Here is a 23,980-nt window from a genome sequence, read left to right on the forward strand (position 1 = left end):
AAAATCACATCAAAAGCGGAAGCGGTCGACTGAGGTCCGCTAGACCGGCATAGCATCCCGATAACGCTGCAGAAGGCGGCTTTCGGTGCGGTTACGGCCGTCCATGTTCGATATCCAGACGATCTGGTACGGGGCCAGCTTCATCACACCGTTATAATCACCGACCACCTGCTGGGTGATCAAATCCTGCCAGCCTTCGGTCATGATCAGGTTGATCTTTGACAAGTCAAGGTCCTGCGGGTGCTCCGTCAGGTTGAAAACGCAGAAGATGCTTTGTTCATTCAGATGCGATTGCCGCCAGATGCCCAACAGGTTCTGGCCAAGGTTGAGGGTATATTGCGTGGCATTCGGGTGGAAGGCCGGCTGTCCCTGGCGGATCGACATCAGGGCGCGCAATTGATCAAAGGCAGAACGTGCCGGCCCTTCGCGCGTCAGCGTTTCTTCTGCATCATCAAGCTTCCAGATCTTGCGGTTCAGACGCCGTGGAATACCTGTTTCCTCATAGGCCTTCTGATCGTTCTCGGTCGCAAGAATGGTCTGGATATAGACTGCCGGAATGCCTTCAAGCGACATGGCAATCGCCTGGCTCATGACAAAGCGCTCAAGCCCCATGGTGGCTTCACCGGCGAAGTTTTCCGCCAGCATGCTAAACAGCGTGACATTAAGCTCATAAGGCTTCTGACCACCGCCCTTGAGCGCGCGATAACTGACCTGCCCGCCCATCTTGACCGCGTGATCACGCAAGCCCTCAATGTCCTCATCGGGGATCAGGTTTTCGGCCGGGCGCAGGCCGATACCATCGTGGCTGGCGGTGAAGTTAAAGAACGTACAGCCCGCAGGTGCCGGCGGCATCGCCATGATGCATTTGCGAATGAAATCACTTCGCCCGCTCAGCAACGCATGAATGATCACTGGCGGCAGCGAGAAGTTGTAAATCAGATGCGCTTCATCCTGATTGCCGAAATAGGACAGGTTTTCGAGAAGCGGCAAATTGGTCTCGGTAATGAACAGCACATCGGGATGCACAGCATTGCACGCCAGACGCATCGCCTTGATCAGTTTGTGCGTCTGATCAAGGTTGATCGAGGTCGTCCCGACTTCCTTCCAGATAAAGCCGATGGCATCAAGCCGAACCACCCGCACCCCGTGTTTGAGGTAGTTCAGCACGACCTTGAGCATTTCGAAAAACACGTCCGGATTGCCGTAATCCAGATCGACCTGATCGTAGCTGAAGGTACACCAGACCTGCTTTTCACCGTCCTTGGTCACCACGTGATTGAGCAATGCATGACTACGCGGGCGCACGACATCGGACAAATCGTCTTCAAGGCTTGCGGTCTTGATGTAATCAATCCCGGGCTTCTCGCCAGCCAGAAACTGCTGATACCAGGGATGCGAGGCAGAGATATGGTTGGCCACCAGATCGGCCATTACCGTACCGTGCTTTGCCAGATCCTCGACATCACTCCAGTCGCCCAGTTCCGGGCGCAGCATATCGAAGTCACTGACCGAAAATCCGTCATCGGATGTGAAAGGATGGAACGGCAGGATATGAATACCCGTCAGCCAGTCTTTCAGCCATTTGCGATGAAACTCGCCAAGGCTTTGCAGGCCCTTTTTGCCGTCCTGCTGGATGCTGTCGCCATAGGTAATCAGGAACGCATCGCGCTGATCCCATTTGCGCAAATATTCCTCGCAGGGTTCCGGTCCCTCGCCCTCGATCGGCAGGCCCAGAACTTCGAACACGCGACGCACCAGTTCGGCATGGTCGTGCCCGGGATACACATCCGCAAGGAGGTTGCGCATTGCGCTGGCAAACGCAATCCGTCCCGAGGTTCCGACAACACGATCCATATTGGTTCCTTCCGGGCAGGCAATTCAAATGATTACAATCATGAAATAATGAAAATGCCTCTGATGCAAGCAGGCATTTTGCAATGCCACAAAAGAGTGCAGCAATGTAAAACAAAGGCGCCCGGACCGATACCGGGCACCTTTGCGCAATTACATCAGAAAATGATTAAGGTGCTATCGTCACCTCGACCAGTGCATGGGTGCGGTTGGTGTCGATATGCTTGATGGCATCGCGAAGAATACCCGGCAGATCTTCGGGGCGTTTGGCCTTGGCGACCCATGCCCGACTGGCCTCGGCGACCTTGGTAAAATCGGGGCTGGGTTTAAGCGCTGTCAGCGGCATCTCATTGGTTTTGGTCGCAAAGCCATCCGGATACATGCCCGCCACTGACTGGCGCACCGCCCCCCATTCATTGTTGTTCAGAACAAGGATCAGGATCGGCAGCTCAAGCGCCTCGGCAATCTGATGGCAGGCCGTCGGGTTGGCAAACATATAAGACCCATCGCCCATGGTCGCGACCACCAGTTTATTCTTGTCTGCCAACTGATAGCCCATTGATGCCGGGAAGGACCAGCCAAGCCCGCCGGAATGCGGCTCCTGATACCAGCTGCTGTGCTCTGAAAGCGAAAGCGGCTCCAGCGGGCAGCCGAGTTCCGAAAATACCGTGGCAGAGCGCCCGGCTATCGCATCCGAGAGACAGCGCGAGACATAGACCTTGGTCATCGGGTCCACCGCCCCGGCATCGGCCATGGACAGGGCTTTCTTGCGATTTTCGTTATTGATCGCAGCGATCTTTTCGCGGCGATCAACACAAAGCGACTTATGGTCGGCGTGACGGCGATCCATGGCATCTGCCAGCATCATGATCACGTCACCGGTTTCACCAACAAGCGAGATATCGGCAGCAAAGTTACGGCCCGGGAAGCGGGAATAAAGCGGGTTCTGGCCGATCTGAATGACTTTGCAGTCAGGTTTCAAATCATGGATATCGGGCGACCAGGGGGCGAGGCAATCAATCACCACCACCGCATCGGCATCCTTGAGCCAGGGTGCCGGATCCATCCCTGCAAACATCGGATGTTCGGTCCCAATCGCAAGCTGGATCGCCCAGTATTGCACTACCGGCATGCCCCACTGATCAACCAGATCGCCAAAGCGCCCGAACGCCTCCGCCGTGCCAGTGCCGCGCTGGGCAATGATCACCGGGTTTTTGGCATTCGCCAGGATGTCTGCGGCCTGCTCGACCGATGCTTGCGGCGGGGCGACGGGGACCGGCTGCATGCGAAGCGGACCATCGATTTCATCCCCCGGGCAAGGCTCACACAGAACTTCGCGTGGCAGGCTGACGTAAGTCGGGCCCTTGGGCACGGACGATGCGATGGCATAGGCCCGATCAACGACATCGGGCACCTGTTCGGGGAATTTAAGCTCATACTCCCATTTCGAACTTTCGCGCACGAGGGCCGCCTGATCGCGCATTTCCTGGCCCCAGCCAATCGGCACGGTACGCGCACCCAGACGCCCCTTTTCCATCACCGGGGTTCGGCCCGACATCAGAACGACTGGCACATGTTCGGTCGCAGCATTGATTGCCCCAATCGCACAATTGGCAAGGCCGACATTGGTGTGCGCCATCACCGCCTGCGTCTTTCCGGTCGCAAGGTAATAGCCATGCGCCATACCCATCGCAGCATTTTCGTGCGGCATGATCAAAGCGTGTGGCAGGTCGATATCCTTTGCCGCGGCCTCGGCCAGACCTTCGATGATCGGCGGGAAGTCGGTCCCGGAATTGGCAAAGATATAATCAATCCCGATCGCCTTCATGCGGGCCAGAACCGCCCCGCCGGCGGTCAGGGTGATTTGACCGGAATTTTCCTGCTTGTCGCTTTTCATCAGACGCCTCTTGTTTTGCAGGAGCGTGCTGCACTTACTTTGTTCCATTTTGTTTGTTCTTTGGCGTGTCGTTTGGCAAGGCACAGCGTGCAGAGCGATGCGGCGCATCGGTCAAACGGTGTAACGCTGCGAAACACCGCCAAAAACAAACCCTTTGGGCCGGGACAGCCTTCCGCCTCGCAGCGTCAACGCCCTTGAACATAGCGCCGCTATGTTCTGCGAACCTATCCTTGCCAGACAGAAGGCTGCCTCCGGCAAAATGGTACAAAGTAAGTGCAGCACGCTCCTTTATTTCTATATTTGAAATACTATTTATAATATAGTTTATTATTGAAATCTGCTGCCCGTCAAGAAGCGGCACCAGTGTATTTTCTGTTTGCATGGGGAAAGCAATCCGATGACCAGCCAACTCAATGGTTCCGTTCTCAAGGCGTTCAAGATCCTTGATCTGTTTGCCGCCGGGCAAAACGAACTGACCGCCAAGGAAACCGCTGATGCGCTTGACATCAACATGATCACCGCCCACCGGTTTCTGCACACGCTGGTGCATGCCGGGGCCTTGCGGGTGACATCACGCGGGGTATTTCGGTTGGGATATATGTTTGCCGATCTGGGCGAACGCGTTTTGCAGGGCGACAACCTGCCCACCATCCTGCAGCCGATCCTGGATCAGCTGGCGCGCCAAACTGGTGAGGCCTGCATGGCAACCGAGTTTGATCGCGACATGGCCGTCTGCATTGCCAAGGCCCTACCCGACCGGCCGCTTTATGTCGATATCCGGATTGGCTCGCGCCTTGATGCCTTTTGCACCGCCCATGGCAAGCTGTGGCTCGCCCACATGAGCCCCGAGGGTCAGGACCGCTATTTCAAGAATGCCGAGCTGACGGGCATGACCGATCAGACAATCACCGATATCAACACCCTAAAGACTGAACTCGCCACCATCCACGAGCAGGGCTTTGCCACCAACAATGGCGAGCGCGAGCATGACATCTATGCCCTCGCCGTGCCGATCACGACCCAGCACGGCAAGATGATCTCGGCCCTTTCGGTGTTTGGCGCATCGCCGACAACCCTTGATCAGAACCGCGATCACCTGCTGGCAGCATTGCAAACCGCAGCACGTTCGGCGCAACAATCCCTTTACGGCACAGACTGATCTGCTTGCATATCAGGCAAAAGAAACCCCGGTCCAATAGCAGACCGGGGAAGTCGTGTCGTTTGGAGGTAGACGGGTGTTTTACACCCCTTGGGAGTCTCGAAAATTCAGATCGCCTTGATGGTCAGCGGACGCTCGACCTGCTTCATCAGGCGGTTGCGGATCGGGCGGCCAAACGGGGCCGCTTCGATTTCGAACTCGTCGCCGTCCTGAGTGGTGATACCATCGGCAAAGCTCAGCGTTGCGGTCCCGAAGAAATGGGCGTGCACATCGCCCGGACGGCGGAACAGGTCATATTTGAAATGGTGATATTCGAGGTTGGCGATCGAGTGCGACATGTTGTCTTCGCCGCTCAGGAACGGTTTTTCCCAGATCACCTCGCCATCGCGGTACAGGCGCGACGTGCCCTCGACATGGCTGGGCAGATCACCCAGCAGCAATTCCGGCCCCATCGAGCAATGACGCAGCTTTGAATGTGCCAGATACAGGTAGTTCTGGCGCTCCATCACATGGTCGGAAAACTCGTTGCCAATGGCAAAGCCGATGCGCACCGGTGTGCCGTCATGATCAATGATGTAAACGGCGGCAATTTCCGGTTCCTCACTGCCATCCAGCGCGAAGGACGGGCTTGGGATATCCGCCTCCGGATTGGCAACGATGGAACCATCGCCCTTATAGAACCATTCCGGCTGCACGCCGTGTTCGCCCGCCTTGGGCTTGCCGCCCTCAACTCCCATACGGAACATCTTCATTGAGTCCGTTTCGTTGGCATCCTTGTTATCGGCCTTGTGCATGTTTGCGCGTGCCGAGGCCGAACCAAGATGAGTAAGGCCCGTGCCGGTCACCAGAAAATGCGCCGGATCGGCATGGGTGATCGGTGGCAACAGACGACCGTCGCGCGCGACCTCGTTATAATCGACCGTGATGTCGCCCATGCGCACCTTGGCCTTTTCGATCATCGTCATGCCCTTGGCGAGTGCGATGGTCGCAAGTTCGCGGGTGGTGGAAACGCCCTTGAGAGGGATCAGGGTGTTTTCGTCTTCGACCACGGCAACATGCTGCGCGCCGGCGGTGTCCTTGAATTGAACCAGTCTCATAAATTCTGTCCTGAACGGTCTTGGTTATCAGTGTAAATCAGGGTGTCGGCAACGGGGATCAGACCCAGCCGCCATCAACGATAAAGTTCTGGGCGGTAACCATGCGGGCTTCATCAGAAATCAGGAAAAGCGCCATGCGGGCGATATCACCCGGCATCACCTTGTTTTTCAGGCACTGGCGCTCATCGATTTCACGTTCAGCGGCCTCATCGACCCAAAGGTCAAGCTGGCGCTGTGTCATGACCCAACCCGGCACAAGGGTATTGACCCGGATATGATCCTTACCAAGGTCACGCGCCATGCCGCGCGTCAGACCATGGGTTGCGGCCTTTGCCGTGGTGTAGCCGGGCATGCCGCCCTGCCCCATCATCCAGCTGACAGAGCCGAAATTGATAATCGCGCCGCCACCGGCCTTTTGCATCATCGGTGCCACCGCCTGGATGGAGAAGAAGGACGGACGGATATTGATCGCCTGACGTTCATCCCAGTATTCCGGTGTCACATCCTGCCATTTATGACGGGTGTCATTGGCTGCATTGTTCAAAAGGCCCGTGATCGGACCGTTGATTTCAGCGGCCTTGGCGACCGCTGCCTGCAGGGCAGCGATATCGGTCAGATCGCATTTGATAAAGACCGGCGCATTGCGCGCATCCTTGGAAAGCTTTTCAACAAGGGCATTACCGGCATCTTCCATGATATCGACAAAGGCGACTTTTGCGCCCTGTTCGACGAAGGCGGTCACAAGCGCCTCGCCAATGCCTGATGCGCCACCGGTGATGAATACCGATTTGTCTTCAAGGCTTGTGTAGTGTGTCGGCATGCGATCAGACATGATCGTTTCATCTCCCGTCATGTGTTTTTTCTGCTGTCAGGCGCACGGCACATCCGTGACCGCCATCATGATTTCAACCCAAAATTGACAGAAAGTACATCCATCGCAAACGTTGCAGCGCAACAGAACAAGCTATTTGGGACTTGTTGCTTCCTACGCCTGCCCTTGCGATCCGGACCAGCTTAACGATCCGGGCGTGTGACCTTACACGGCGTCATGATGTTTCCTCCTGATAATCTTGTTGTTTTTATTCTTCATACAATAACATTAATGATCAGGATGTCCGGAGCTGTCAAGCGTCAAACATGAAGTCTTTTCTTTCGATTACACGAAAGCTAGTTTATAAGTTGATGAAATACGCAATTACCTTGGCGTTGCACTTCACCGCATCGTCGGCCCATACTGGCCCCCTTCCAAATATAGGCCTTGTCGCACAATTCCCTGGCGGTGCCAGATAAGTTGCCCTGCGCATTAATTCATATTATATGAATAATAACAAAGCGGGCCTTTCGCCTTTTGCTTTCCAATCAGGGCCACGCCGGAGGAAATATATGCCGTCCACCATGTCGAGAACTTATGCCAAACGCAGCCTGCACAGCATTGTTGCGCACGACCTTGGCGCACGCATTGTGTCTGGCAAGCTGGTGCCAGGCGATGTCCTGCCGACAGAGGCGGCATTAAGTGAATCACTTGATGTCTCGCGCACAGCCTTGCGTGAAGCGATCAAGATCCTGTCGGCCAAGGGGCTGATTGAATCGCGCCCGAAAACAGGCACCCGTGTCAAGCCGCGTTCAAGCTGGAACCTGCTCGATCCTGATGTCCTGTCCTGGCACTTCCCGGATCCGGACCCGGCATTCCTCTATGCCCTGTTTGAAACCCGCCTGATCATTGAACCCAATACCGCCGCCATGGCTGCTGTGCGTGCCACCAAGGAGGAGATCAAGGCGATCTCGGATGCCTATGACGCCATGGAAAGTGCAGAGCGCGGGACAGAGGCGGTCTACATCACCGACCTTGAGTTTCATCAGGCGATCCTGAATGCATCGGCCAACGATTTCATGAAGTCGTTCGGCATGCTGATTGAAACCGCCCTGATCGGATCATTCCGCCTGTCATCGGGTGGCCCGGCCGCACATGTGCAGTCTCTGCCCGATCACCAGGCCGTCTATGCCGCGATCAGCCACCGCGACCCTGAAGCAGCGCGTACCACCATGCACAAGCTGCTTCGCCGGACCATGCGTCAGCTGCGTCAACAGCTGGGCATGTCGGTCGAGCATGACTGGGATCAGATCGGCCTGTAATTGCAAATACGGGTGCAGTTGATACAATCACGGCACCCATTCCTCATACAAATTGAATTTACCTCCAAGACGCCCACTAGCGCATCTGGCGCGAACATCGCTTATTATTCACCAAAAATGAATAATGTGTCCGATTGACCAATTTTATTGTCAAAACTTCAGGCCGGCTCTGGCGCCTGATGGCACGATTAAAACCGACCCTGTCCGGGAACAGCAAAAACGCCCTGCTTTTTCAAGCTGGGCGTTTTGACTTGAGGCATTTTGATCGGCGGATGCGTTATGTCGCCACCTTTATGTCGCCCCGGCCCGCATGCCCGAGAAGGATCGGGTGATCAGCCGTTGCAGGACGATGAAGCCAAAGAGCAACGCACCGATCATGATCTTGGTCCACCAGCTGTTGAGCGATCCGTCAAAGGCGATCAATGTCTGGATCACGCCCATGATGATCCCGCCAAAGAACGTGCCCAAGACAAAGCCCATCCCGCCGGTCAGAAGCGTGCCCCCAATCACCACCGCAGCAATGGCGTCAAGCTCTACCCCGACCGCGGCCAGCGGATAGGCCGATGCGGTATAAAAGGCAAACACCACACCCGACAGCGCACTGAAAAAGCCCGACAGGGTATAAACCCGGATGATCGTGCTATGCACCGGAATGCCCAGCAATTCAGCCGAATGACGATCCCCGCCAATGGCATAAACGTTCCGCCCAAAGCGGGTGTAATGAGCAATCACCACCCCGCCGATCACGGTCGCCAGCATCAAGAGTGCGGATGCAGTCAACCAGCCCCGTCCGGGCAACGGCACCTTGAAGCCGCTAAAGGCGGCAACAAACGGATGATCGATCGGAACAGAGTCCAGATTGATCAAGAAGCATATGCCGCGCAGGAAAAACATCCCGGCAAGCGTGATGATAAAGGGCTGAATATCGAACTTGGCGATGATCACGCCCATGAAGGCCCCGAAGGCCGATCCGACAATCAGGGAAATCAGAGCCGCCAACACCGGATGCATGCCAAAGCCGGTGACAAGCTCAGCCATCAGCACCCCGATAAAGGCAATCATCGAGCCGACCGAAAGATCAATCCCGCCAGAAAGAATGACAAAGGTCATGCCAACGGCCGTTATGATCAAAAAGGCATTGTCGGTCAGAAGCGCACCGAGAACATAGGTATCGGAAAAGGCGCGATGTTCAAAAATCCCATAACCATACAGCAGTACGAGAACCGCAAGCGTGGCAAGGATCGGATAAAAGCGTTCATTGATTTTCATCGGATTTCCCCCGCTTCAAACGTTCCACCGCCTGCCCGACCAGTTCGCGGGATTTTGGTGCCTGCACCAGAAGAACAATCATCACGACAGCCGCCTTGACGATCAGGGTGTATTGCGACGGAAGCCCCGAAAGCAAAATACCCGTCGTCAGCGCCTGAATGATCAGAACGCCAATCACGGTCATCCCGATAAAGAACCGCCCGCCCATCAGCGACGCACCGCCAATCACCACTGCCAGAATGGCATCAAGTTCAAGCCACAAACCGGCATTGTTGGCGTCCGCCCCACGGATGTCGGCGGCAATAATAATTGCGGCAAAGGCGGAACACAGACCCGATGCGGCATAGGCCATCAGCTTGATCCCACGTGCATCAATGCCGGCCACCCGGCTGGCGCGCGCATTGCCGCCAACCGATTCAACAAACAGACCCAAGGCGGTGCGACGCATGATGAAATAGATCGCGGCAATAACGGCGGCCGCAATGATCACCCGCCAGGGAATACCCATCAAATAGCCACTGCCAATCGCCTCAAAAAACTCCCCGTGGAAGGTCACGATCTGCCCGCCGGTGATCATCTGGGCAATACCGCGCCCGGCCACCATCAGGATCAGGGTGGCAATAATCGGCTGAATATCAAGAAAGGCAACAAGCACGCCATTCCACAAACCGCACAACACCCCGGCACCAAGGGCAGCCAGGATAATCACCGCCGGATGCAGGTCGGTATCGCGGATCAAAACCGCCATCACCGCACCCGATATAGCAATGATCGAACCGACCGAAAGATCAATCCCCCGCGTACCGATTACGATTGCCATTCCGACCGCAACAAGGGCCGTGGACGCCCCGCGATGCACCACATCGACCAGCGACCCATACAGATGCCCGTCAACAATACGGATGTTAAAGAAGTCGGGTGAAATCACCCCGATCCCCAGCACGATCAAAATCAGTGCCGCGACCGGACCAAACCACGGTCGACTTATCAAAGAAGATGCAGACATGGTGCTGCTTTCCCGTAATTTCTTTTTGTCTTGCAAACTGGTCATCGCGCGATCGCCGCGATGATGTTGTCTTGCGTGATCTCGGCACCGACAAGCTCGGAAACCTTTTCGCGATCACGCATCACCGCAACCCGGTCGGCAAAGGCGACAATTTCCTCAAGCTCGCTTGATGCCACGAGCAACGCCAGCCCCTCGTCACAGAGCTCCTTGATCAGCTTGATGATGTCGGCATGCGCGCCAACATCAATACCGCGCGTCGGTTCATCAAGGATCAGCAGGATCGGCTTGGACACCAGCCAGCGGGCCAGAATGACTTTCTGCTGATTACCGCCACTAAGTTGCCCGACGGGCTTTTCACTGTCAGGTGTGGCAATGCCGAGCGCCTTGATCATGTCATCGGCAAATTGCTGTTGCTCGGCACGCGGGATCGGGCGCAACCAGCCCCGTCGCCCCTGAAGGGCCAGCACGATGTTTTCCCGCACACTCAGTTCGGCAACAATGCCGTCCTGCTTGCGATCTTCCGGGCAAAGCCCGAAGCCCGACCGGATCGCATGACGCGGGGAGCGCAGCATGACCGGCTCGCCATCCAAAAACACTAGCCCGCTATCGGCACGCTGCGTACCAAAAACCAGTTCGGAAAGTTCCGTTCGACCGGATCCCAGAAGCCCGGCCAGACCGACAATCTCGCCAGCCTTGAGATCAAGTGATACCGGTTCCAGCACACGTTTCTTGCCAAGGTTCTTGATCTGGATTTGACGTGCGGGGCCGTTATAGCTGCCCTCATCCTGATGACGGTGGGCACTGACTTCAGCAAGTTCACGGCCCAGCATGTGATTGATCAGATCAATCTGGGCGAGTTCCCTGGTGACAAAGGTCCCCACCAGTCTCCCGTTGCGCAGCACCGTGATCCGGTCCGTCACGGCATAGACCTGATCAAGGAAGTGGGTGACAAAGACAATCCCCAGCCCCTTGTCGCGCAATTCGCGCATGATGCGAAACAGTGTCTGGATTTCCTCGCCATCCAGGGACGCTGTCGGCTCATCAAGAATGAGCACCTTGGCATCCAGCGCAACCGCCCGCGCAATTGCCACAAGCTGCTGTATGGCCACCGAATAGGACCCCAGTGGTCTATTGACATCAATATCAAGGCCAAGGGTATCGAGTGCGGCCTTGGCATCAGCCTCGGTCTTTTTCCACGAAATCAGGCCGAATTTCCGGGTCTGGCGTTCCAGCATGAGGTTCTCGGCCACCGACAATGTCGGCACCAGATTGACTTCCTGATAAACCGTCGAAATCCCCAACCCCTGCGCATCGCCGGGATGCTGCGGATGGATTTCCTGCCCATCAAGCAGGACAGCACCGGCATCGCGGGGATGCACGCCGGTAATTACCTTGATCAGGGTCGATTTCCCGGCCCCGTTTTCGCCCAGAAGGGCGTGGATTTCTCCGGCTTCAAGGTCGAAATCAACATCCTCCAGCGCCTTGACGCCGGGAAAGAACTTCCCCGCACCGCGCACTGAAAGCACTGCGTTAGACATAACCTGCCCCTCTCCCTGTCTTCTTCTGAAATCTTTTGTCGCGGATACAACCGGACGCACCCCGGCAATCGCCGGAGCACGTCCAATGCTTTGAAAACACGCCTGTTGCTTCCGTCGGCGTAACCGACCGAAACACTCAGAGGTTATTTGCTGCGCATTTTGTATTCTTCCGCGGCAGTATCCGGCAGATAGAGCGGGCCATTTGCCTTGATCCATTTCGGCACTTCCTCGCCATTCATCGACGCCTTGATCGCATCAAAGGACGGTGCGCCAAGATGCGGGTTCAGCTCAATGGTGGCGTTGGTGTCGCCATCGGCCATTGCCTTGAAGATATCAGGCACCGCGTCGATCGAGACGATCAGCATGTCTTCACCCGGATTCAGACCGGCTTCCTTGATCGCCTGCACGGCACCAAGCGCCATGTCATCATTATGCGCATAAACCGCACAGATGTTGGCGCCACCGTTTTCAGCTTTCAGGAAGCTTTCCATGACTTCCTTGCCGCCCGAACGGGTGAAGTCACCAGACTGCGACCGGATGATATTGATGCCCGGGAAGTTTGAAACAACCGATTCAAAGCCTTCCTTGCGGTCGTTTGCCGCCGACGAACCAACGGTTCCCTGCAGCTCGACCACATCACAAACACCATTGGTTTCCGATGCCAGCCATGCAGCAGCCAGGGCACCTTCAACCACGAAGTCCGATGCCACCTTGGTCAGATAAAGGTCATCACTGGCATCAACGCCACGGTCGACAAGAACAACCGGGATACCGGCATCCTTGGCTTCTTTCAGAACCTGATCCCAGCCGGTTTCAACCACCGGGGCCAGAAGGATGCCATCAACGCCCTGCGCAATGAAGGAACGCACAGCCTTGATCTGGTTTTCCTGTTTCTGCTGTGCATCGGAGAACTTCAGATCAATACCGCGACGTTCGGCTTCGGCCTTGATCGACGCGGTTTCAGATGTCCGCCAGCCACTTTCCGACCCGATCTGCGAGAACCCGATCATCATTTCGGCCTGTGCGGCAACCGAAAGACCAAGCGCAACACCCAGCGCTGCAGTTGAGACTGCGAGCTTTTTAAAACTTACCACGATTTCCTCCCTAAGTGTGGTTTCTTGCTTAAAAGCCATATAGTATTACAATATGATTTGTTGGCTCTCAACCATATAGTGCATCATCCTTTCGGGTGATTGCGCCCAACGATCAAAAACGGCTTGTAAACATAGAAAAATCAACGTGCGGGAAGGCAATCAATGTCCAAGACCACCCCAACACCCCAAATGGCAGAAACCAGTACTGACACAGCCGAAACGGGTACAAATGCCCCTCGCGCGAGCATCTCAAGCCCGCAGATTCGCGTCTTGGTTTCTGCGCTTGGCGCGCGTCTTTGCGGGGTCTATCTGCGCGATCCCGAAACCGGGAAAGAGATCAATATCCTGGTCAACCTGATCGATGATGCTGCCTACCTTGCGCAAGACAGCTATATCGGCGCGATCTGTGGACGCTATGCCAACCGCATCGAAGGATCGCAATATCGCGATGAAAACGGCAAGCTCATCAAGCTTGCTGCGAACGAAGGCGAAAACCACCTGCATGGCGGGCCGGATGGCTTTGACCGCCGGATTTGGACGATCACGGCACAAACCGAAACCAGTGTTACGTTTGAGCTAACCTCACCTGACGGGGATCAGGGATATCCGGGCACATTGAAAGCACAGGCAACCTATTCACTGATCGCCGATAATCGCCTTCGGCTTGAAATCACCGCCACCTGCGATCAGCCCTGCCCGGTCAACATGACCAGCCACGCCTATTGGAACTTGTCTGGAAAATTCGGCGAAACCGCTGCCGACCACGTCTTACAAATCAACGCCGATCAATGGCTTCCGGTCGATGACAAACTCATCCCCAACGGCCCGCCACGTGATGGTGCCGGTACCGGATATGACTTCCGAAACCCCGCCAAAATTGCTGACATGCTGCCAAACGCCGACCAAGGCTTTGATCACAATTTCTGCCTGACCGGCAATCGCGGAACACTGCGCCAAATCGCCACCTTGTCAGCCCCCACAAGCAACCGCGCCATCAAACTCTTCTCGACCGAAACCGGCCTGCAATTCTATCTCGCACAACATTTCACGAACGAGATGAGAACCGAAACCGGCACAGCCCTCAACAAAACCGCCGGCATCGCCCTGGAACCACAAACCTACCCCAACAGCCCCAACCGCCCGGACTTTCCAAGCCCTTGGCTCACCCCCGGTGAAACCTATCGTCATGTGATTGAGTGGGAGGTCGAATAGAGAATTTCTCTGTTTATGGTTCGTTTATTGAGTTTACAGCCTCAACCAAGGCGTCGAAGTGAACCTTATCCTGCTTCTCGATAGAAGACATGATGATGTGGATTACTGAAACAGCTTCATTCTTGTCTGGAACTGGAGCTGCAGTACTGCGCTTGATTGAATGAGAGTAGAAGTGAGAGAATTTTCTGACCCGTTCAGCTTCGACCTTATCTTCAATCAACTGGCCAACATGCTGGTCAATTTTACTAATCGAGACGTACTTAAAAACAAAATATCTTTCGAGAAAACGTCGGCACATATTCCCGATATTAAAAAGCACGACTATGTCGTCTTCAGGTTTTTGTAGGAAATTGTGCAAACACATGAACATAAAAAGATACTCTGAGCGAAACTGAGTAAACGCCTTAGGACACTCAACAATTGAAGAGGAGACACGGTCATCGGTATCCTGTCGCTGAATATAATAGGCAGAACTAAAACCCGTCTTTGGCCCCCCAGACATCCACTCCCAAACGAGATGAAAAAACTCGTAATTATGAGTTGAGACAAACAGCTGCTCGACGAGAACATTGTGCTTTTGCCCTTTCGCCGCATGCTCATCAAAGCTGTAAAACGTACTCTTAATCAATGAGTTAACATGCAACAGATGATTAGAGTCTAAACTCGAAATTGGATCATCAATATAGACAACCAAGTTCGAAAAATCGTCGGCTTCTCTGTACAGAGTGACTATAAAATAACAGAATGAAATTGCGGTTTTTTCTCCCTCACTTAGATTTTTTGCGACTTTTCCACGGCGAACAATTTCAAACTCGTCGCTCTTGTTGACCTCGATCTGCAAGTCCCTCTTACCGAAGTAACTGACGAGCAACTCGTTTAGCTTTTCGGCTCCCTTGTGGGCTTTAGATAGCTGTGCTCGGTCCGCTTCGATGTTAGCAGTTAGCTCTTTCAACTCCTTTTTTGCCTGCGCCTCTTCATCCCGCAAAGCATCAACAGAAGATAGAATCGCCACACGATCCACTTTACGCATGGCATCGCAAGCATAGTGATGGAGTAACTTCTCCACTGCTTCCGTTTTCAATTTTTCGAAGTTTTGAGACCTATCATTGTGCCGTTCAACAAGCTCGTTCAGTTTATTTATTGCTAAATCAAGCTCTGCTTCATCAAATACGTTGTCTGGCACTTCAACATTGCGAAACGGGTTCGAAATCTTTTCTTCAATCGCGGCATGAAGCGCCCCCAAGAAGTTGTTGTAAGCATCCTTCTTGCTTTTGAGAGTCTGAACAATCTCTGCCCAATTCTCATGTAACTCGGGGAAGAAGGCTGACTTCACATAATGAGCGCCGTCAATCTCGCAAAGCTGCCCTTTGACACTTTTTTGCAAATCAAGGAGTTCCTCCTTGTATAAGCTGTAGGAATCAGAGAAATGCGCCTGCAACTCTGAAATCCGCTCGTGGTTCAAAGACGATAGACAAAATTGGCAATGTTCGAGACCTTTGTGGAGACCGAGGCCTCTCTCGACCCACTCAGAAACTTCCGGCTGGGCAACTAAAGATTCGACGACAACAACTTCAGTCAAATTTTTAGAAAGACACTTTGAAACTTCTTGCTGGGTCGTATCTAAACTTGAGACCCTAAACTTTATTTTGCGCAGCTCCTCCCGACCTTCACTTGAGTTTGCACGCTCTCGCTCCACGGCAAATTCTTCATCACTTAGTGGTGCTGGTATTTCAGCTCCCCATGAAGCAAAAACCGGCCTCAACCTGGTTTTATTAAACCGAGCAATCCTTAATTCTCTGGCAATTTGGTTCCCACACTCGGTCTCGGCCCTGTTAAGTTTGTTTGTGAGAGCATCAGCTGATTCCGCAGCCTTTGTAGCCTTATCTACCAATTCTGCGCTTCGAACTTCTGACTTTTTAAGTCGATCACGCACTTCTATATTTTCTTCGCCAAGCAATAAAATGGGTTGAACAGAATTCCCCGTTTCCCAACGAAAATTTGCTAATTTGAAGTCATCATTAAACACCCGAACTTTTGCTGATGATGTCTGACCGACAGTATGCTCAGCACCAGCGTGATCGACAAAGGTGTAACTTCCGTCAGCATAATCTTTGTGCCTTTCATCTAGCTCAACGCAGCGAAATATTCTTGAAAGGGTTGTTTTTCCAGAATAATTCCAGCCAAAAATCAAGTTGAACTTCTGAAAGTCAGGAAGGTCTGCACCATTGAAATCAGCATAGACGCCGAAGTTTTTTATCTTGTTTATCTTTCTGAACATACTCACTCGCGCTAACTAAGTAAGGTAAATCAACCCTACATTACTTGCGCACAGATTGCAGCACATGCTCACATCTCTCTTAAGGGTAGTTCATAACCAACGACTAACAGCCACATACAGCCCCATCCGCCCTCGGATCAGAGGCGCCTTCCATCACGCCATCCTTGCGCAGACGAATTCCGCCCGCATGACCCATCATGTCTTCATAGGGTCCAACAAGCTCAACCGTATGACCAGCGGACTTCAATTGTTCGATCAGAGCCGGATCAAAGCGGTTTTCGAGTTTCAGGGTTGTGGTGTCATCGCCCCAGGTTTTGCCAAGTAACCAGCGCGGGGCGCTCACCGCCTCCTGCAGGTCCTGCCCGAACATCACATTGCGGGTAAAGATCGCCGACTGGGTTTGCGGCTGCCCCTCGCCGCCCATGGTGCCATAGGTCAGCACCGATCCGTCATTGAGCTTCGCCAAAGCCGGGTTCAGGGTATGGAATGGCAGGCGTCCCGGTCCGAGTTGGTTTGGGCCGTCATGCAGCGTGAAGCTCGATCCGCGGTTTTGCCACAGAACGCCGGTTTCGGGCACCACGACGCCGGAACCGAATTCCCAGAAGATGCTTTGGATATAACTCACGGCAACGCCATTGGCATCAACCGCGCCCATCCAGATCGTATCGCCCGTCTTGGCAACATGCGGCCAAGGCAGTGCTGTTTTCATATCAATTTTGGCAGCCTCAGCAGCCAGCATTTCATCAGCCAGCAACGCCATCGGATCGATGCTCATGCGGTCCGGATCGCCGATATGGGCGTCGCGTTTAAGGAAGGCACGTTTGGTGGCCTCGACCAGGCCATGGATATGATCAAACCCGTCACGCTGTGCGGTACCCAAGCCCAGACGATCATAAAGACCCAAGATCATCAGCGATGCGGCGCCCTGGGTCGGCGGGACCATGTTAAACACTGTACCGCTTGAAAGTTTGACCGACAGCGGAGCCACGATTTTGGCGTGATAGCCTTCCAGATCGGCACGGCGGATCGGACTGCCGGCGGCCTCAAGCCCCAGCGCATTGCTGCGCGCAATATCACCGCGATAAAAATCATCGAACCCGACGCGGCCAAGATGCTCCAGCGTCGCGCCAAGACCCGGTTGGCGTAGCACATCGCCGATGGCCGGCAGGCCGTTTGCGGCATAGGTCTCGACAAAACCCGTGGAGTTTTCAAGCTCCGGCATTTTGGATCGCGTCAGTTCAGATTGTGATTTTGTGATCGGCACACCGGTTTTGGCGTGATGCACAGCATCGACCATCAGGCGACTGTGTGGTATCTTGCCGCCAAGCGAGCTTGCAACCTCCGCCGCCTTGATCCAGCCGCCGATGGCACCCGCCACGGTCAGGGCCGCCAACGGACCCCGGGCCGGGATCGTGGCATGCCCCTGTTCGCGGTAGAAATCTGGTGTCGCAAGCGCGGCCGCCCCGCCGCATGCCCGGATGGCAACCGGATCCTTGCCCGGCTCGGCAATCAGCCAGAAGCCATCCCCGCCAATCGCATTCATATGCGGATAGACAACCGCGATGGTCGCGGCAGCAGCAATCATCGCCTCGACCGCGTTGCCGCCTTCGCGCAGGATGTCACGCCCGGCCTCTGCGGCCAGATGATGCGGGGCTGTCATCATGCCCCCGAGTGCGGTTCTTGAACGTAACATTGTGCGTTGGCCTCCCTGCCATGACGGATCGCGGTTTGTTCATAACGCTGTTTTGCAGCTTCGCGGAAGACTTTTCACATCGTAGAAAGCGGCCGACCAACCAGCGTAGCGGTTCGGTCCTGCGCCTTGATAAGCCGCGTTCCGCCAACCAGATAAAGGTATGTGGCGCACCAAACCGATATCCTCAGATAATCAGATCACCACTGTTGGATATTAGGCCTTTACTGGTGTATATGTCGCGCACGGAAACGTAAGGGCATAGCCCTCCAGGAGAACCTCGCAAGAAGGGTCGGATTACCAGATGATTGAGCATCGCCAGTCGTTTGCACTACCACGTGACACATCGGACGCTGTCGGCATTGCCCAGCAACTTTGTCAGGCACTGGAAGACGACATCGTCAGCGGCGCCTTGCCGCCCGGCAAACGCCTTGAAGAGCCGCTTCTGGCCAAACGTTTTGGCGTATCGCGAACGCCTGTGCGTGAAGCATTGCAAATGCTGACTGCGACCGAGCTTGCCGAAAAAATCCCGAACAAGGGTGTTTATGTTTCCATCGCCACGCCCGAACGCCTGACCGCGATGTTTGAAAGCATGGCAGAACTTGAAGGCATGTGCGGCCGCCTTGCAGCCCAGCGCATGACAAGCGGGGAGCGCTATAACCTTGAGCGCATCCACAACGAGCTTTCCGAAACCGTGCGCTTGGGAAATTCCGAAGGCTACGAGGCGCTTAACCGGTCCTTCCACAATGCGATTTACCGTGGCACCCATAATGACGTTCTGGTCGATGTCACGCTTTCGGTCCGTCGCCGTGTGGCACCATTCGGCCGGGTACAGTTCCAAAGCCTTTCACGGCTGGCAACGTCCCACGCTGAGCATCAGGGCATTGTTGATGCCATCCTTCGCGGGGATATCAAGGCAACCGAAGAACTGCTCTATGCCCATATCATGGCCGTGCATGACCTCAGCCAGGAATATCTCGACAGCCTGCGCGACGCTGCCCCGCAGAGCGACCTTGCCTCCGTGACATAAGGCAGATTGCGTCGGCTTATTGCGTCGGCGCGGGCTTTCGCAGCTCCCGCCGAAACGCGCCGGGCCCTTCGCCATATTGTGTCTTGAAACGCCGGGAAAACGCCGGCATTGATTGATAGCCGCACCGCGAGGCAATCTCATCCATCGACAGGTTGGTATCGCGCAAAAGCGCCTTGGCCCGACGCATGCGCCAGTTTTGCAGATATTGCATTGGCGCGATCCCAACGCATTCACCAAACCGCACGACAAAACGCGTCCGTGACATGCCGGCCTGCTTTGCCAAGCGCTCCGACGTCCAGTCATGATCAGGCCGGGCGTGGATAGCGGATAATGCACGCGCAATCTTGATATCTGCCAATCCGGCAAGGAAGCCTTGCGGCATATCGGAACGCTGCAATTGCGCTGCCATAAGCGTGATAACAAGCACCTCCATCAGACGCGCCAGTGCTCCCTGCCATCCGGGCTCTGCGTTCTGTGCAAGTGCTCTGATCATCGCAACGATGGAGGATTGCGCCGCTGCTGCGGAATCATCGGCGTGCAGGATCACGTGATCATCAATCAAGCCAAATCCCGGATGGCGTTCATCCTCGTCAAACGCACAAAACCCGCACAATAAGCGCACATCACACCCTTCGTTCGGTTGGTTGCGCAACATCCCCGCCACCGGATCGAAACCGACCGCCATGGCATCCGACAGTGCGACGACCTTGCGACCCGGCGCATCACACAGAATATGCCCGCGGCCATTTGGCACCAGCACAAGATCGCCTTCGTGAAGATCAATGACCGGTCCATCTTCGGACAGCATGAGCTTGCAGCCCCCTGCCAGAACCAGATGAAACCGGATGCGTGCCCCTTCAGTTGGAACTAGAACACTAAACGCACCGGCAAGCTCCGCAGTGAAATAAAGATCACTGCGCAAACGCAAACCGGCGCAAACGTCACTTAATACATCTTGCTGCATCGTCTCCGCCAAGGATTTTGGAACGATCTGATAAATTATTGGCAGCTTAGCGCAAAGACACAGGACCGGGAATGCTCAATGATCCGTAAAGCGTATCACCAGATGGACAACCAAAATCATGAGCCTAGAAAACCTCACCGCCCTGATCGGTTTTGCCTTTGTCATGTCCGTTACACCCGGTCCGGGCAATTTCCTGCTGCTGGCATCCGGTGCGAATTTCGGCATCGCACGCACCATCCCGCTGATCCTTGGCATCAGCAGCGGCTTTCTTTCGATGGTATTCCTGATTGGTTTGGGATTGGGCGAGGTTTTGGAGCGTTTCCCCATGGCACAGGACGTTCTGCGCCTTATCTGCTTTGCCTATATCCTGTGGCTCGCTTACAAGATATCGCAAATCCGATCCCTTGATGGCACCGATCCAAAAACATCAAAACCCATCGGGTTTGTTCAGGCCGCAATGTTGCAGCTCCTGAACCCGAAGGCATGGACCGTCGCCCTGATCGTGACGGTCACCTACACAGCGCCCGACGCAGGCATTCGGGGGCTTTTAACGATGATTGCCGTCTTTGCCCTGGTCAATATCCCGTCCATATCGAGCTGGGCAATGTTTGGCGCCACCATGCGATACTTCATCAGCCAGGGCAACAGAGCCCGTATCTTCAACATCATCATGGCTGTGCTTCTGGTCGCATCGATGGCGCCGATGTTACTGCCCCTCTAGGACACTCTCAGGCTTACCGCTGAGCTAGAAGCCGATCGAGCGACAGCTTTCCGCCCCCGGCAAAGACCATGGCAGTCAGAAGTGCGATCCAAAGCAAACGATGATCTATAAGCTCTGTCGGAAGGCCGTTGGCAAGCATGCCAAGGGCTGTACCATGAAACGCCACATCGACGATGGTTTGCACAACGACAAAGCCGATCATGCCAAGGGCAGCAAGGCGGGTAAACAGGCCCGCGACAATCAGGATCGGCAAAAAGAACTCTCCAATGGTTCCGGCCCAGACAATCATATGCCACGGGAAGAACGGAATGGCGGAGGTATCATAAAGATACTGCTCGGCAATCGGTGGCAGGATCTGTGCAAAGGCCCCGGCACTCAGACCGAAACCATCAATCTTGGTCAGCGCACTGTTGAAATAATAAGGCAGCAGCAGAAGCACAAAAAGCCCCCGGCTGGCAATCCCGACAACATCACGCCCCCCAAGGGAGTCCAGTTTCATCTCAAGACGGGCAAAGCCGCCCATTACGTTCTGTAGATTATTCGTCATCATGCCCGTTTCCTCTCGGGGTATTCAGGCGGGCGTCGAATGCGCCCGTTGTTAAAAATTCGGCAAAGCTCGCAATGACATCAAAATCCGGATCGGCCTGAAGCGCCTCGGCGCACGCGCCACCAAGGCTCAGACCGCCTCGCGTCAGTGCAGCAAAGAACACCGCTTGCCCCGCGCTTAGAAGACGCATTTCGACCTGCATGTAAGGCCGGGTAACTAGGACGGTTTCCGCGCGTTGCACGATGCTGGCTTTCCCACCCTGCGCGCCCTCGACAGGGTTTTGCACATTCCAGATGGAAAAGACCGGATAGCTTGACGAAATGACCTGACAGGCCGGATGGACCTGCAGCTTCATGGCTTCAAGCTGGTCTTCAAGCCCGGCCAAGTCATCGGCCATCAAAGGCTTGGCGTCAGCTGATGTACTGACCTCAAGCCGGGCCCGTTCAAGCCGGGCAATATCAGGCAGATATGGCAAGCTTTCACGCACCGGATGATTTGCTAGAAATTCGGCAAAGCCCGCCCCGTAAAGGGCAAGCGATCCGGCACGCGTGGTTTCCGATTGAACAAAGCCCTGTGCAAGGCGATCAAAAAAGCCGTCACCGACCAGCTTGTGCACCGTCGGATAAGCAGCCCCCAACGCGTCATAAAGTCCGCGATGGACGTTGTTGCGGTAAATCCTGAACCGATGCGCATAGCCTTCTGCGACACTGCTCGGCGCTGCATCAGGCTCGGATGCGTTCAGCGCATCGGTAAAGCCGTCATAAAATGCCTTGAGTGCCGTCATGACGCGACCTCAAACTTATCCGCCACGGCATAATCAAGATGACGATCGGCAAGGGCTGCTTCACGCGCCAGCACATCCCAGCCGGGCACATCATTATCCCACTCAATCAGGGTCGGCTTGCGCCCGATGCGCGCCATCAGACGGTCAAACAGATCCCAAACCGGATCGGCCACCGGGCGTGAATGGGTATCGATCAGAACATTGTCTTCGGGATTAAAATCTTCCTCATGCCCGGCCAGATGAATTTCACCAACCAGGTCGCCTGGCACCGCATCAATGAATGCATTGGCATCAAAGCCCAGATTATGCGCCGATATGTAAACATTGTTTACATCGATCAACAAACCACAACCGCTGCGCTCTGCCGCTTCACTGATGAATTCAAGCTCGGGGATCGAGTTTTGCGGCAGCGGCACATAGGAGGTCGGGTTTTCAATCAGAATCCGAAGTCCGATATAGTCCTGTACCGTATTGATCGCATCGACCAGCTGCGCCAGTGAAGTGTGCGTCATCGGTGTTGGCAAAAGATCCGCCATATAAAGCCCCTCATGGGCAGACCATGCAATATGCTCGGACACCATGGCAGGATTGAACCGGTCGACCAGACGTTTGAGGTCGGCCAGATGGCTTTTGTTGAGCGGCTCCCCACCTCCGAGCGACAAACCAACCCCATGCATGGAGATCGGGTATTGCGCAGACAGATCTTCAAGCATCGCAAGTCGCGGGCCACCGGCAACCATGTAGTTTTCCGGGTGAACCTCAAACCAGCCAACTGCGGGGGCTTTGCCAAAGATGTCTTGTGCGTGCTCGGCCTTGAAGCCGACACCCGCTCGGCTCGGAAGCGAACGTTTGGAATTCTGTGTCAGCGTTTTCATATCCGGGAACCTTATATTTTCTGCTCAGCGCTTGGGACGGAATGCCAAGGGCGGACGATCAGTACATCGGGACAGGGGAGACATATGCAGATCTGTACTGACCGTCCGTTGGGACGCTAGGCAGGCTTCAGGAGGTGTATCGGGCTTAGCCCTGCGGGATATCACGCTCGAGTGCTTCGAGGCTGCCCATGACTTCACGGCCATCAGCGGTGGTGAAGCTCATGTCTTCACAGGTGCCGGCCGGAACCAGTTTCCAGGCATTGCCCTGATAATCGACAGTCGAAGTACCGGCACAGGTCGTACCCGGACCAGCGGCACAGTCATTCTGACCAGCCAGCGACACGCCAAAACATTTTTCCTTGGCACCGTCGGCTGCAGCCTGGTTGATCGCAGCCATTGAAACAGCAGCACTCAATGCTGCGCCCAGAACCATTGCTTTTTTCATCGTCGTTTCCCTTCGGTTAAATAAGGACCCTCAAGTCCAGGTGATGATTTAACCGTAAGGGCGATGTGCATTTTCGTCACTGCACCATTCGCACACGCGCAGTCAAAGGGGCGTGAGAGATTTCACACAAATCCTCACACCCGCGTGAGGCGCTTCGTGAGGTGGCAGCGCACAATACGCATAACGCCAGAACCAGAAACGACAAAACCCCCGACCGGATAAGGTCGAGGGTTTTCAAAATCGTGTGTATTAGGGAATATTGAGCTGTATTTGGAAGGCCCGGCGGTGACCTACTCTCCCGTGCCTTAAGACAAAGTACCATCGGCGCAGGCTGGTTTCACTTCTGAGTTCGGGAAGGGATCAGGTGGTTCCCGGCCGCTATGGCCACCG

General features: G+C 54.9%; 21 protein-coding genes and 1 rRNA gene. 5 read left to right on the plus strand and 17 right to left on the minus strand.

Going from position 1 to position 23,980, the window contains the following annotated elements:
• Positions 1-39 precede the first annotated feature (39 nt).
• The 3 genes from UF64_RS01745 to UF64_RS01755 form a co-directional block, all read right to left on the minus strand.
• Positions 40-1,854, minus strand: coding sequence for an alpha-amylase family glycosyl hydrolase (locus UF64_RS01745; RefSeq protein WP_052657406.1), 1,815 nt, complete (start codon positions 1,852-1,854; stop codon positions 40-42).
• A 166-nt stretch (positions 1,855-2,020) separates the two neighbouring features.
• Positions 2,021-3,748, minus strand: coding sequence for a thiamine pyrophosphate-requiring protein (locus UF64_RS01750; RefSeq protein WP_044826876.1), 1,728 nt, complete (start codon positions 3,746-3,748; stop codon positions 2,021-2,023).
• A 34-nt stretch (positions 3,749-3,782) separates the two neighbouring features.
• On the minus strand, positions 3,783-4,130 hold the full coding sequence (locus tag UF64_RS01755) for a hypothetical protein (RefSeq protein WP_044826877.1): 348 nt from the start codon (positions 4,128-4,130) through the stop codon (positions 3,783-3,785).
• Between the two features lie 15 nt (positions 4,131-4,145).
• Between UF64_RS01755 and UF64_RS01760 the strand changes: the two genes are divergently transcribed.
• A complete protein-coding gene (locus UF64_RS01760; protein ID WP_044826925.1) occupies positions 4,146-4,907 on the plus strand; it encodes an IclR family transcriptional regulator in 762 nt (253 codons plus the stop codon).
• Between the two features lie 107 nt (positions 4,908-5,014).
• On the opposite strand, the gene araD1 is transcribed toward UF64_RS01760, so the two are convergent.
• A complete protein-coding gene (gene araD1 / locus UF64_RS01765) occupies positions 5,015-6,004 on the minus strand; it encodes an AraD1 family protein (RefSeq protein ID WP_044826878.1) in 990 nt (329 codons plus the stop codon).
• Between the two features lie 58 nt (positions 6,005-6,062).
• Positions 6,063-6,836 carry an SDR family NAD(P)-dependent oxidoreductase gene (locus UF64_RS01770; protein ID WP_044826926.1) on the minus strand — a complete coding sequence of 258 codons (774 nt, stop codon included), beginning with the start codon at positions 6,834-6,836 and terminating at the stop codon, positions 6,063-6,065.
• Positions 6,837-7,387: 551 nt separating this feature from the next.
• Here UF64_RS01770 and UF64_RS01775 point away from each other — a divergent pair.
• Complete coding sequence (locus UF64_RS01775; protein WP_052657407.1) at positions 7,388-8,137, plus strand: FadR/GntR family transcriptional regulator; 750 nt, start codon at positions 7,388-7,390, stop codon at positions 8,135-8,137.
• 291 nt (positions 8,138-8,428) lie between these two features.
• Here the strand turns inward: UF64_RS01775 and yjfF are convergent, their stop codons facing one another.
• The 4 genes from yjfF to UF64_RS01795 form a co-directional block, all read right to left on the minus strand.
• On the minus strand, positions 8,429-9,406 hold the full coding sequence (gene yjfF, locus UF64_RS01780) for a galactofuranose ABC transporter, permease protein YjfF (RefSeq protein ID WP_082049435.1): 978 nt from the start codon (positions 9,404-9,406) through the stop codon (positions 8,429-8,431).
• The gene (locus UF64_RS01785; protein ID WP_044826929.1) at positions 9,393-10,412 is read right to left on the minus strand and encodes an ABC transporter permease; all 1,020 of its coding nucleotides are present in this window, start codon (positions 10,410-10,412) and stop codon (positions 9,393-9,395) included. The genes yjfF and UF64_RS01785 overlap by 14 nt, the downstream gene beginning before the upstream one ends.
• A 41-nt stretch (positions 10,413-10,453) precedes the next feature.
• Positions 10,454-11,950: a sugar ABC transporter ATP-binding protein gene (locus UF64_RS01790; protein ID WP_044826879.1), complete on the minus strand. Its 1,497-nt coding sequence runs from the start codon at positions 11,948-11,950 to the stop codon at positions 10,454-10,456.
• A 143-nt stretch (positions 11,951-12,093) separates the two neighbouring features.
• Positions 12,094-13,044, minus strand: a complete 951-nt coding sequence (locus UF64_RS01795; RefSeq protein ID WP_235284929.1) for an ABC transporter substrate-binding protein — start codon at positions 13,042-13,044, stop codon at positions 12,094-12,096.
• Between the two features lie 162 nt (positions 13,045-13,206).
• Here UF64_RS01795 and UF64_RS01800 point away from each other — a divergent pair, with 162 nt between their 5' ends.
• Positions 13,207-14,256: an aldose epimerase family protein gene (locus tag UF64_RS01800; RefSeq protein ID WP_235284930.1), complete on the plus strand. Its 1,050-nt coding sequence runs from the start codon at positions 13,207-13,209 to the stop codon at positions 14,254-14,256.
• 13 nt (positions 14,257-14,269) lie between these two features.
• Here the strand turns inward: UF64_RS01800 and UF64_RS01805 are convergent, their stop codons facing one another.
• The gene (locus UF64_RS01805) at positions 14,270-16,534 is read right to left on the minus strand and encodes an AAA family ATPase (protein WP_044826881.1); all 2,265 of its coding nucleotides are present in this window, start codon (positions 16,532-16,534) and stop codon (positions 14,270-14,272) included.
• 103 nt (positions 16,535-16,637) lie between these two features.
• On the minus strand, positions 16,638-18,227 hold the full coding sequence (locus tag UF64_RS01810; protein ID WP_044826882.1) for a gamma-glutamyltransferase family protein: 1,590 nt from the start codon (positions 18,225-18,227) through the stop codon (positions 16,638-16,640).
• 301 nt (positions 18,228-18,528) lie between these two features.
• Between UF64_RS01810 and UF64_RS01815 the strand changes: the two genes are divergently transcribed.
• Positions 18,529-19,254: a GntR family transcriptional regulator gene (locus tag UF64_RS01815; RefSeq protein WP_044826883.1), complete on the plus strand. Its 726-nt coding sequence runs from the start codon at positions 18,529-18,531 to the stop codon at positions 19,252-19,254.
• Between the two features lie 16 nt (positions 19,255-19,270).
• Here UF64_RS01815 and UF64_RS01820 read toward each other — a convergent pair whose 3' ends face one another.
• Positions 19,271-20,218 carry an AraC family transcriptional regulator gene (locus UF64_RS01820; protein ID WP_044826884.1) on the minus strand — a complete coding sequence of 316 codons (948 nt, stop codon included), beginning with the start codon at positions 20,216-20,218 and terminating at the stop codon, positions 19,271-19,273.
• 118 nt (positions 20,219-20,336) lie between these two features.
• Between UF64_RS01820 and UF64_RS01825 the strand changes: the two genes are divergently transcribed.
• Positions 20,337-20,939, plus strand: coding sequence for a LysE family translocator (locus UF64_RS01825; RefSeq protein ID WP_044826885.1), 603 nt, complete (start codon positions 20,337-20,339; stop codon positions 20,937-20,939).
• A 13-nt stretch (positions 20,940-20,952) separates the two neighbouring features.
• Here the strand turns inward: UF64_RS01825 and UF64_RS01830 are convergent, their stop codons facing one another.
• The 5 genes from UF64_RS01830 to rrf all read right to left on the minus strand — a co-directional run.
• Positions 20,953-21,486 carry a DoxX family protein gene (locus UF64_RS01830; protein WP_235284931.1) on the minus strand — a complete coding sequence of 178 codons (534 nt, stop codon included), beginning with the start codon at positions 21,484-21,486 and terminating at the stop codon, positions 20,953-20,955.
• A complete protein-coding gene (locus UF64_RS01835; RefSeq protein WP_052657409.1) occupies positions 21,476-22,270 on the minus strand; it encodes a DUF2063 domain-containing protein in 795 nt (264 codons plus the stop codon). The genes UF64_RS01830 and UF64_RS01835 overlap by 11 nt, the downstream gene beginning before the upstream one ends.
• Positions 22,267-23,145, minus strand: coding sequence for a DUF692 family multinuclear iron-containing protein (locus UF64_RS01840; RefSeq protein WP_044826887.1), 879 nt, complete (start codon positions 23,143-23,145; stop codon positions 22,267-22,269). The genes UF64_RS01835 and UF64_RS01840 overlap by 4 nt, the downstream gene beginning before the upstream one ends.
• Positions 23,146-23,290: 145 nt before the next feature.
• The gene (locus tag UF64_RS01845) at positions 23,291-23,590 is read right to left on the minus strand and encodes a DUF2282 domain-containing protein (protein WP_044826888.1); all 300 of its coding nucleotides are present in this window, start codon (positions 23,588-23,590) and stop codon (positions 23,291-23,293) included.
• 277 nt (positions 23,591-23,867) lie between these two features.
• Positions 23,868-23,980: ribosomal RNA gene (gene rrf / locus UF64_RS01850) — 5S ribosomal RNA — on the minus strand; the annotation flags it as partial.

The organism is Thalassospira sp. HJ (assembly GCF_000948415.1).
Taxonomy (GTDB): Bacteria; Pseudomonadota; Alphaproteobacteria; order Rhodospirillales; family Thalassospiraceae; genus Thalassospira.

Excerpts from the sequence above, each read along its gene's own strand:
- UF64_RS01745 (WP_052657406.1), bottom strand. The coding sequence starts at position 1,854 with ATGGATCGTGTTGTCGGAACCTCGGGACGGATTGCGTTTGCCAGCGCA.
- UF64_RS01750 (WP_044826876.1), bottom strand. The coding sequence starts at position 3,748 with ATGAAAAGCGACAAGCAGGAAAATTCCGGTCAAATCACCCTGACCGCC.
- UF64_RS01755 (WP_044826877.1), bottom strand. The coding sequence starts at position 4,130 with ATGCAAACAGAAAATACACTGGTGCCGCTTCTTGACGGGCAGCAGATT.
- UF64_RS01760 (WP_044826925.1), top strand. The coding sequence starts at position 4,146 with ATGACCAGCCAACTCAATGGTTCCGTTCTCAAGGCGTTCAAGATCCTT.
- araD1 (WP_044826878.1), bottom strand. The coding sequence starts at position 6,004 with ATGAGACTGGTTCAATTCAAGGACACCGCCGGCGCGCAGCATGTTGCC.
- UF64_RS01770 (WP_044826926.1), bottom strand. The coding sequence starts at position 6,836 with ATGTCTGATCGCATGCCGACACACTACACAAGCCTTGAAGACAAATCG.
- UF64_RS01775 (WP_052657407.1), top strand. The coding sequence starts at position 7,388 with ATGCCGTCCACCATGTCGAGAACTTATGCCAAACGCAGCCTGCACAGC.
- yjfF (WP_082049435.1), bottom strand. The coding sequence starts at position 9,406 with ATGAAAATCAATGAACGCTTTTATCCGATCCTTGCCACGCTTGCGGTT.
- UF64_RS01785 (WP_044826929.1), bottom strand. The coding sequence starts at position 10,412 with ATGTCTGCATCTTCTTTGATAAGTCGACCGTGGTTTGGTCCGGTCGCG.
- UF64_RS01790 (WP_044826879.1), bottom strand. The coding sequence starts at position 11,950 with ATGTCTAACGCAGTGCTTTCAGTGCGCGGTGCGGGGAAGTTCTTTCCC.
- UF64_RS01800 (WP_235284930.1), top strand. The coding sequence starts at position 13,207 with ATGTCCAAGACCACCCCAACACCCCAAATGGCAGAAACCAGTACTGAC.
- UF64_RS01805 (WP_044826881.1), bottom strand. The coding sequence starts at position 16,534 with ATGTTCAGAAAGATAAACAAGATAAAAAACTTCGGCGTCTATGCTGAT.
- UF64_RS01810 (WP_044826882.1), bottom strand. The coding sequence starts at position 18,227 with ATGTTACGTTCAAGAACCGCACTCGGGGGCATGATGACAGCCCCGCAT.
- UF64_RS01815 (WP_044826883.1), top strand. The coding sequence starts at position 18,529 with ATGATTGAGCATCGCCAGTCGTTTGCACTACCACGTGACACATCGGAC.
- UF64_RS01820 (WP_044826884.1), bottom strand. The coding sequence starts at position 20,218 with ATGCAGCAAGATGTATTAAGTGACGTTTGCGCCGGTTTGCGTTTGCGC.
- UF64_RS01825 (WP_044826885.1), top strand. The coding sequence starts at position 20,337 with ATGAGCCTAGAAAACCTCACCGCCCTGATCGGTTTTGCCTTTGTCATG.
- UF64_RS01830 (WP_235284931.1), bottom strand. The coding sequence starts at position 21,486 with ATGACGAATAATCTACAGAACGTAATGGGCGGCTTTGCCCGTCTTGAG.
- UF64_RS01835 (WP_052657409.1), bottom strand. The coding sequence starts at position 22,270 with ATGACGGCACTCAAGGCATTTTATGACGGCTTTACCGATGCGCTGAAC.
- UF64_RS01840 (WP_044826887.1), bottom strand. The coding sequence starts at position 23,145 with ATGAAAACGCTGACACAGAATTCCAAACGTTCGCTTCCGAGCCGAGCG.
- UF64_RS01845 (WP_044826888.1), bottom strand. The coding sequence starts at position 23,590 with ATGAAAAAAGCAATGGTTCTGGGCGCAGCATTGAGTGCTGCTGTTTCA.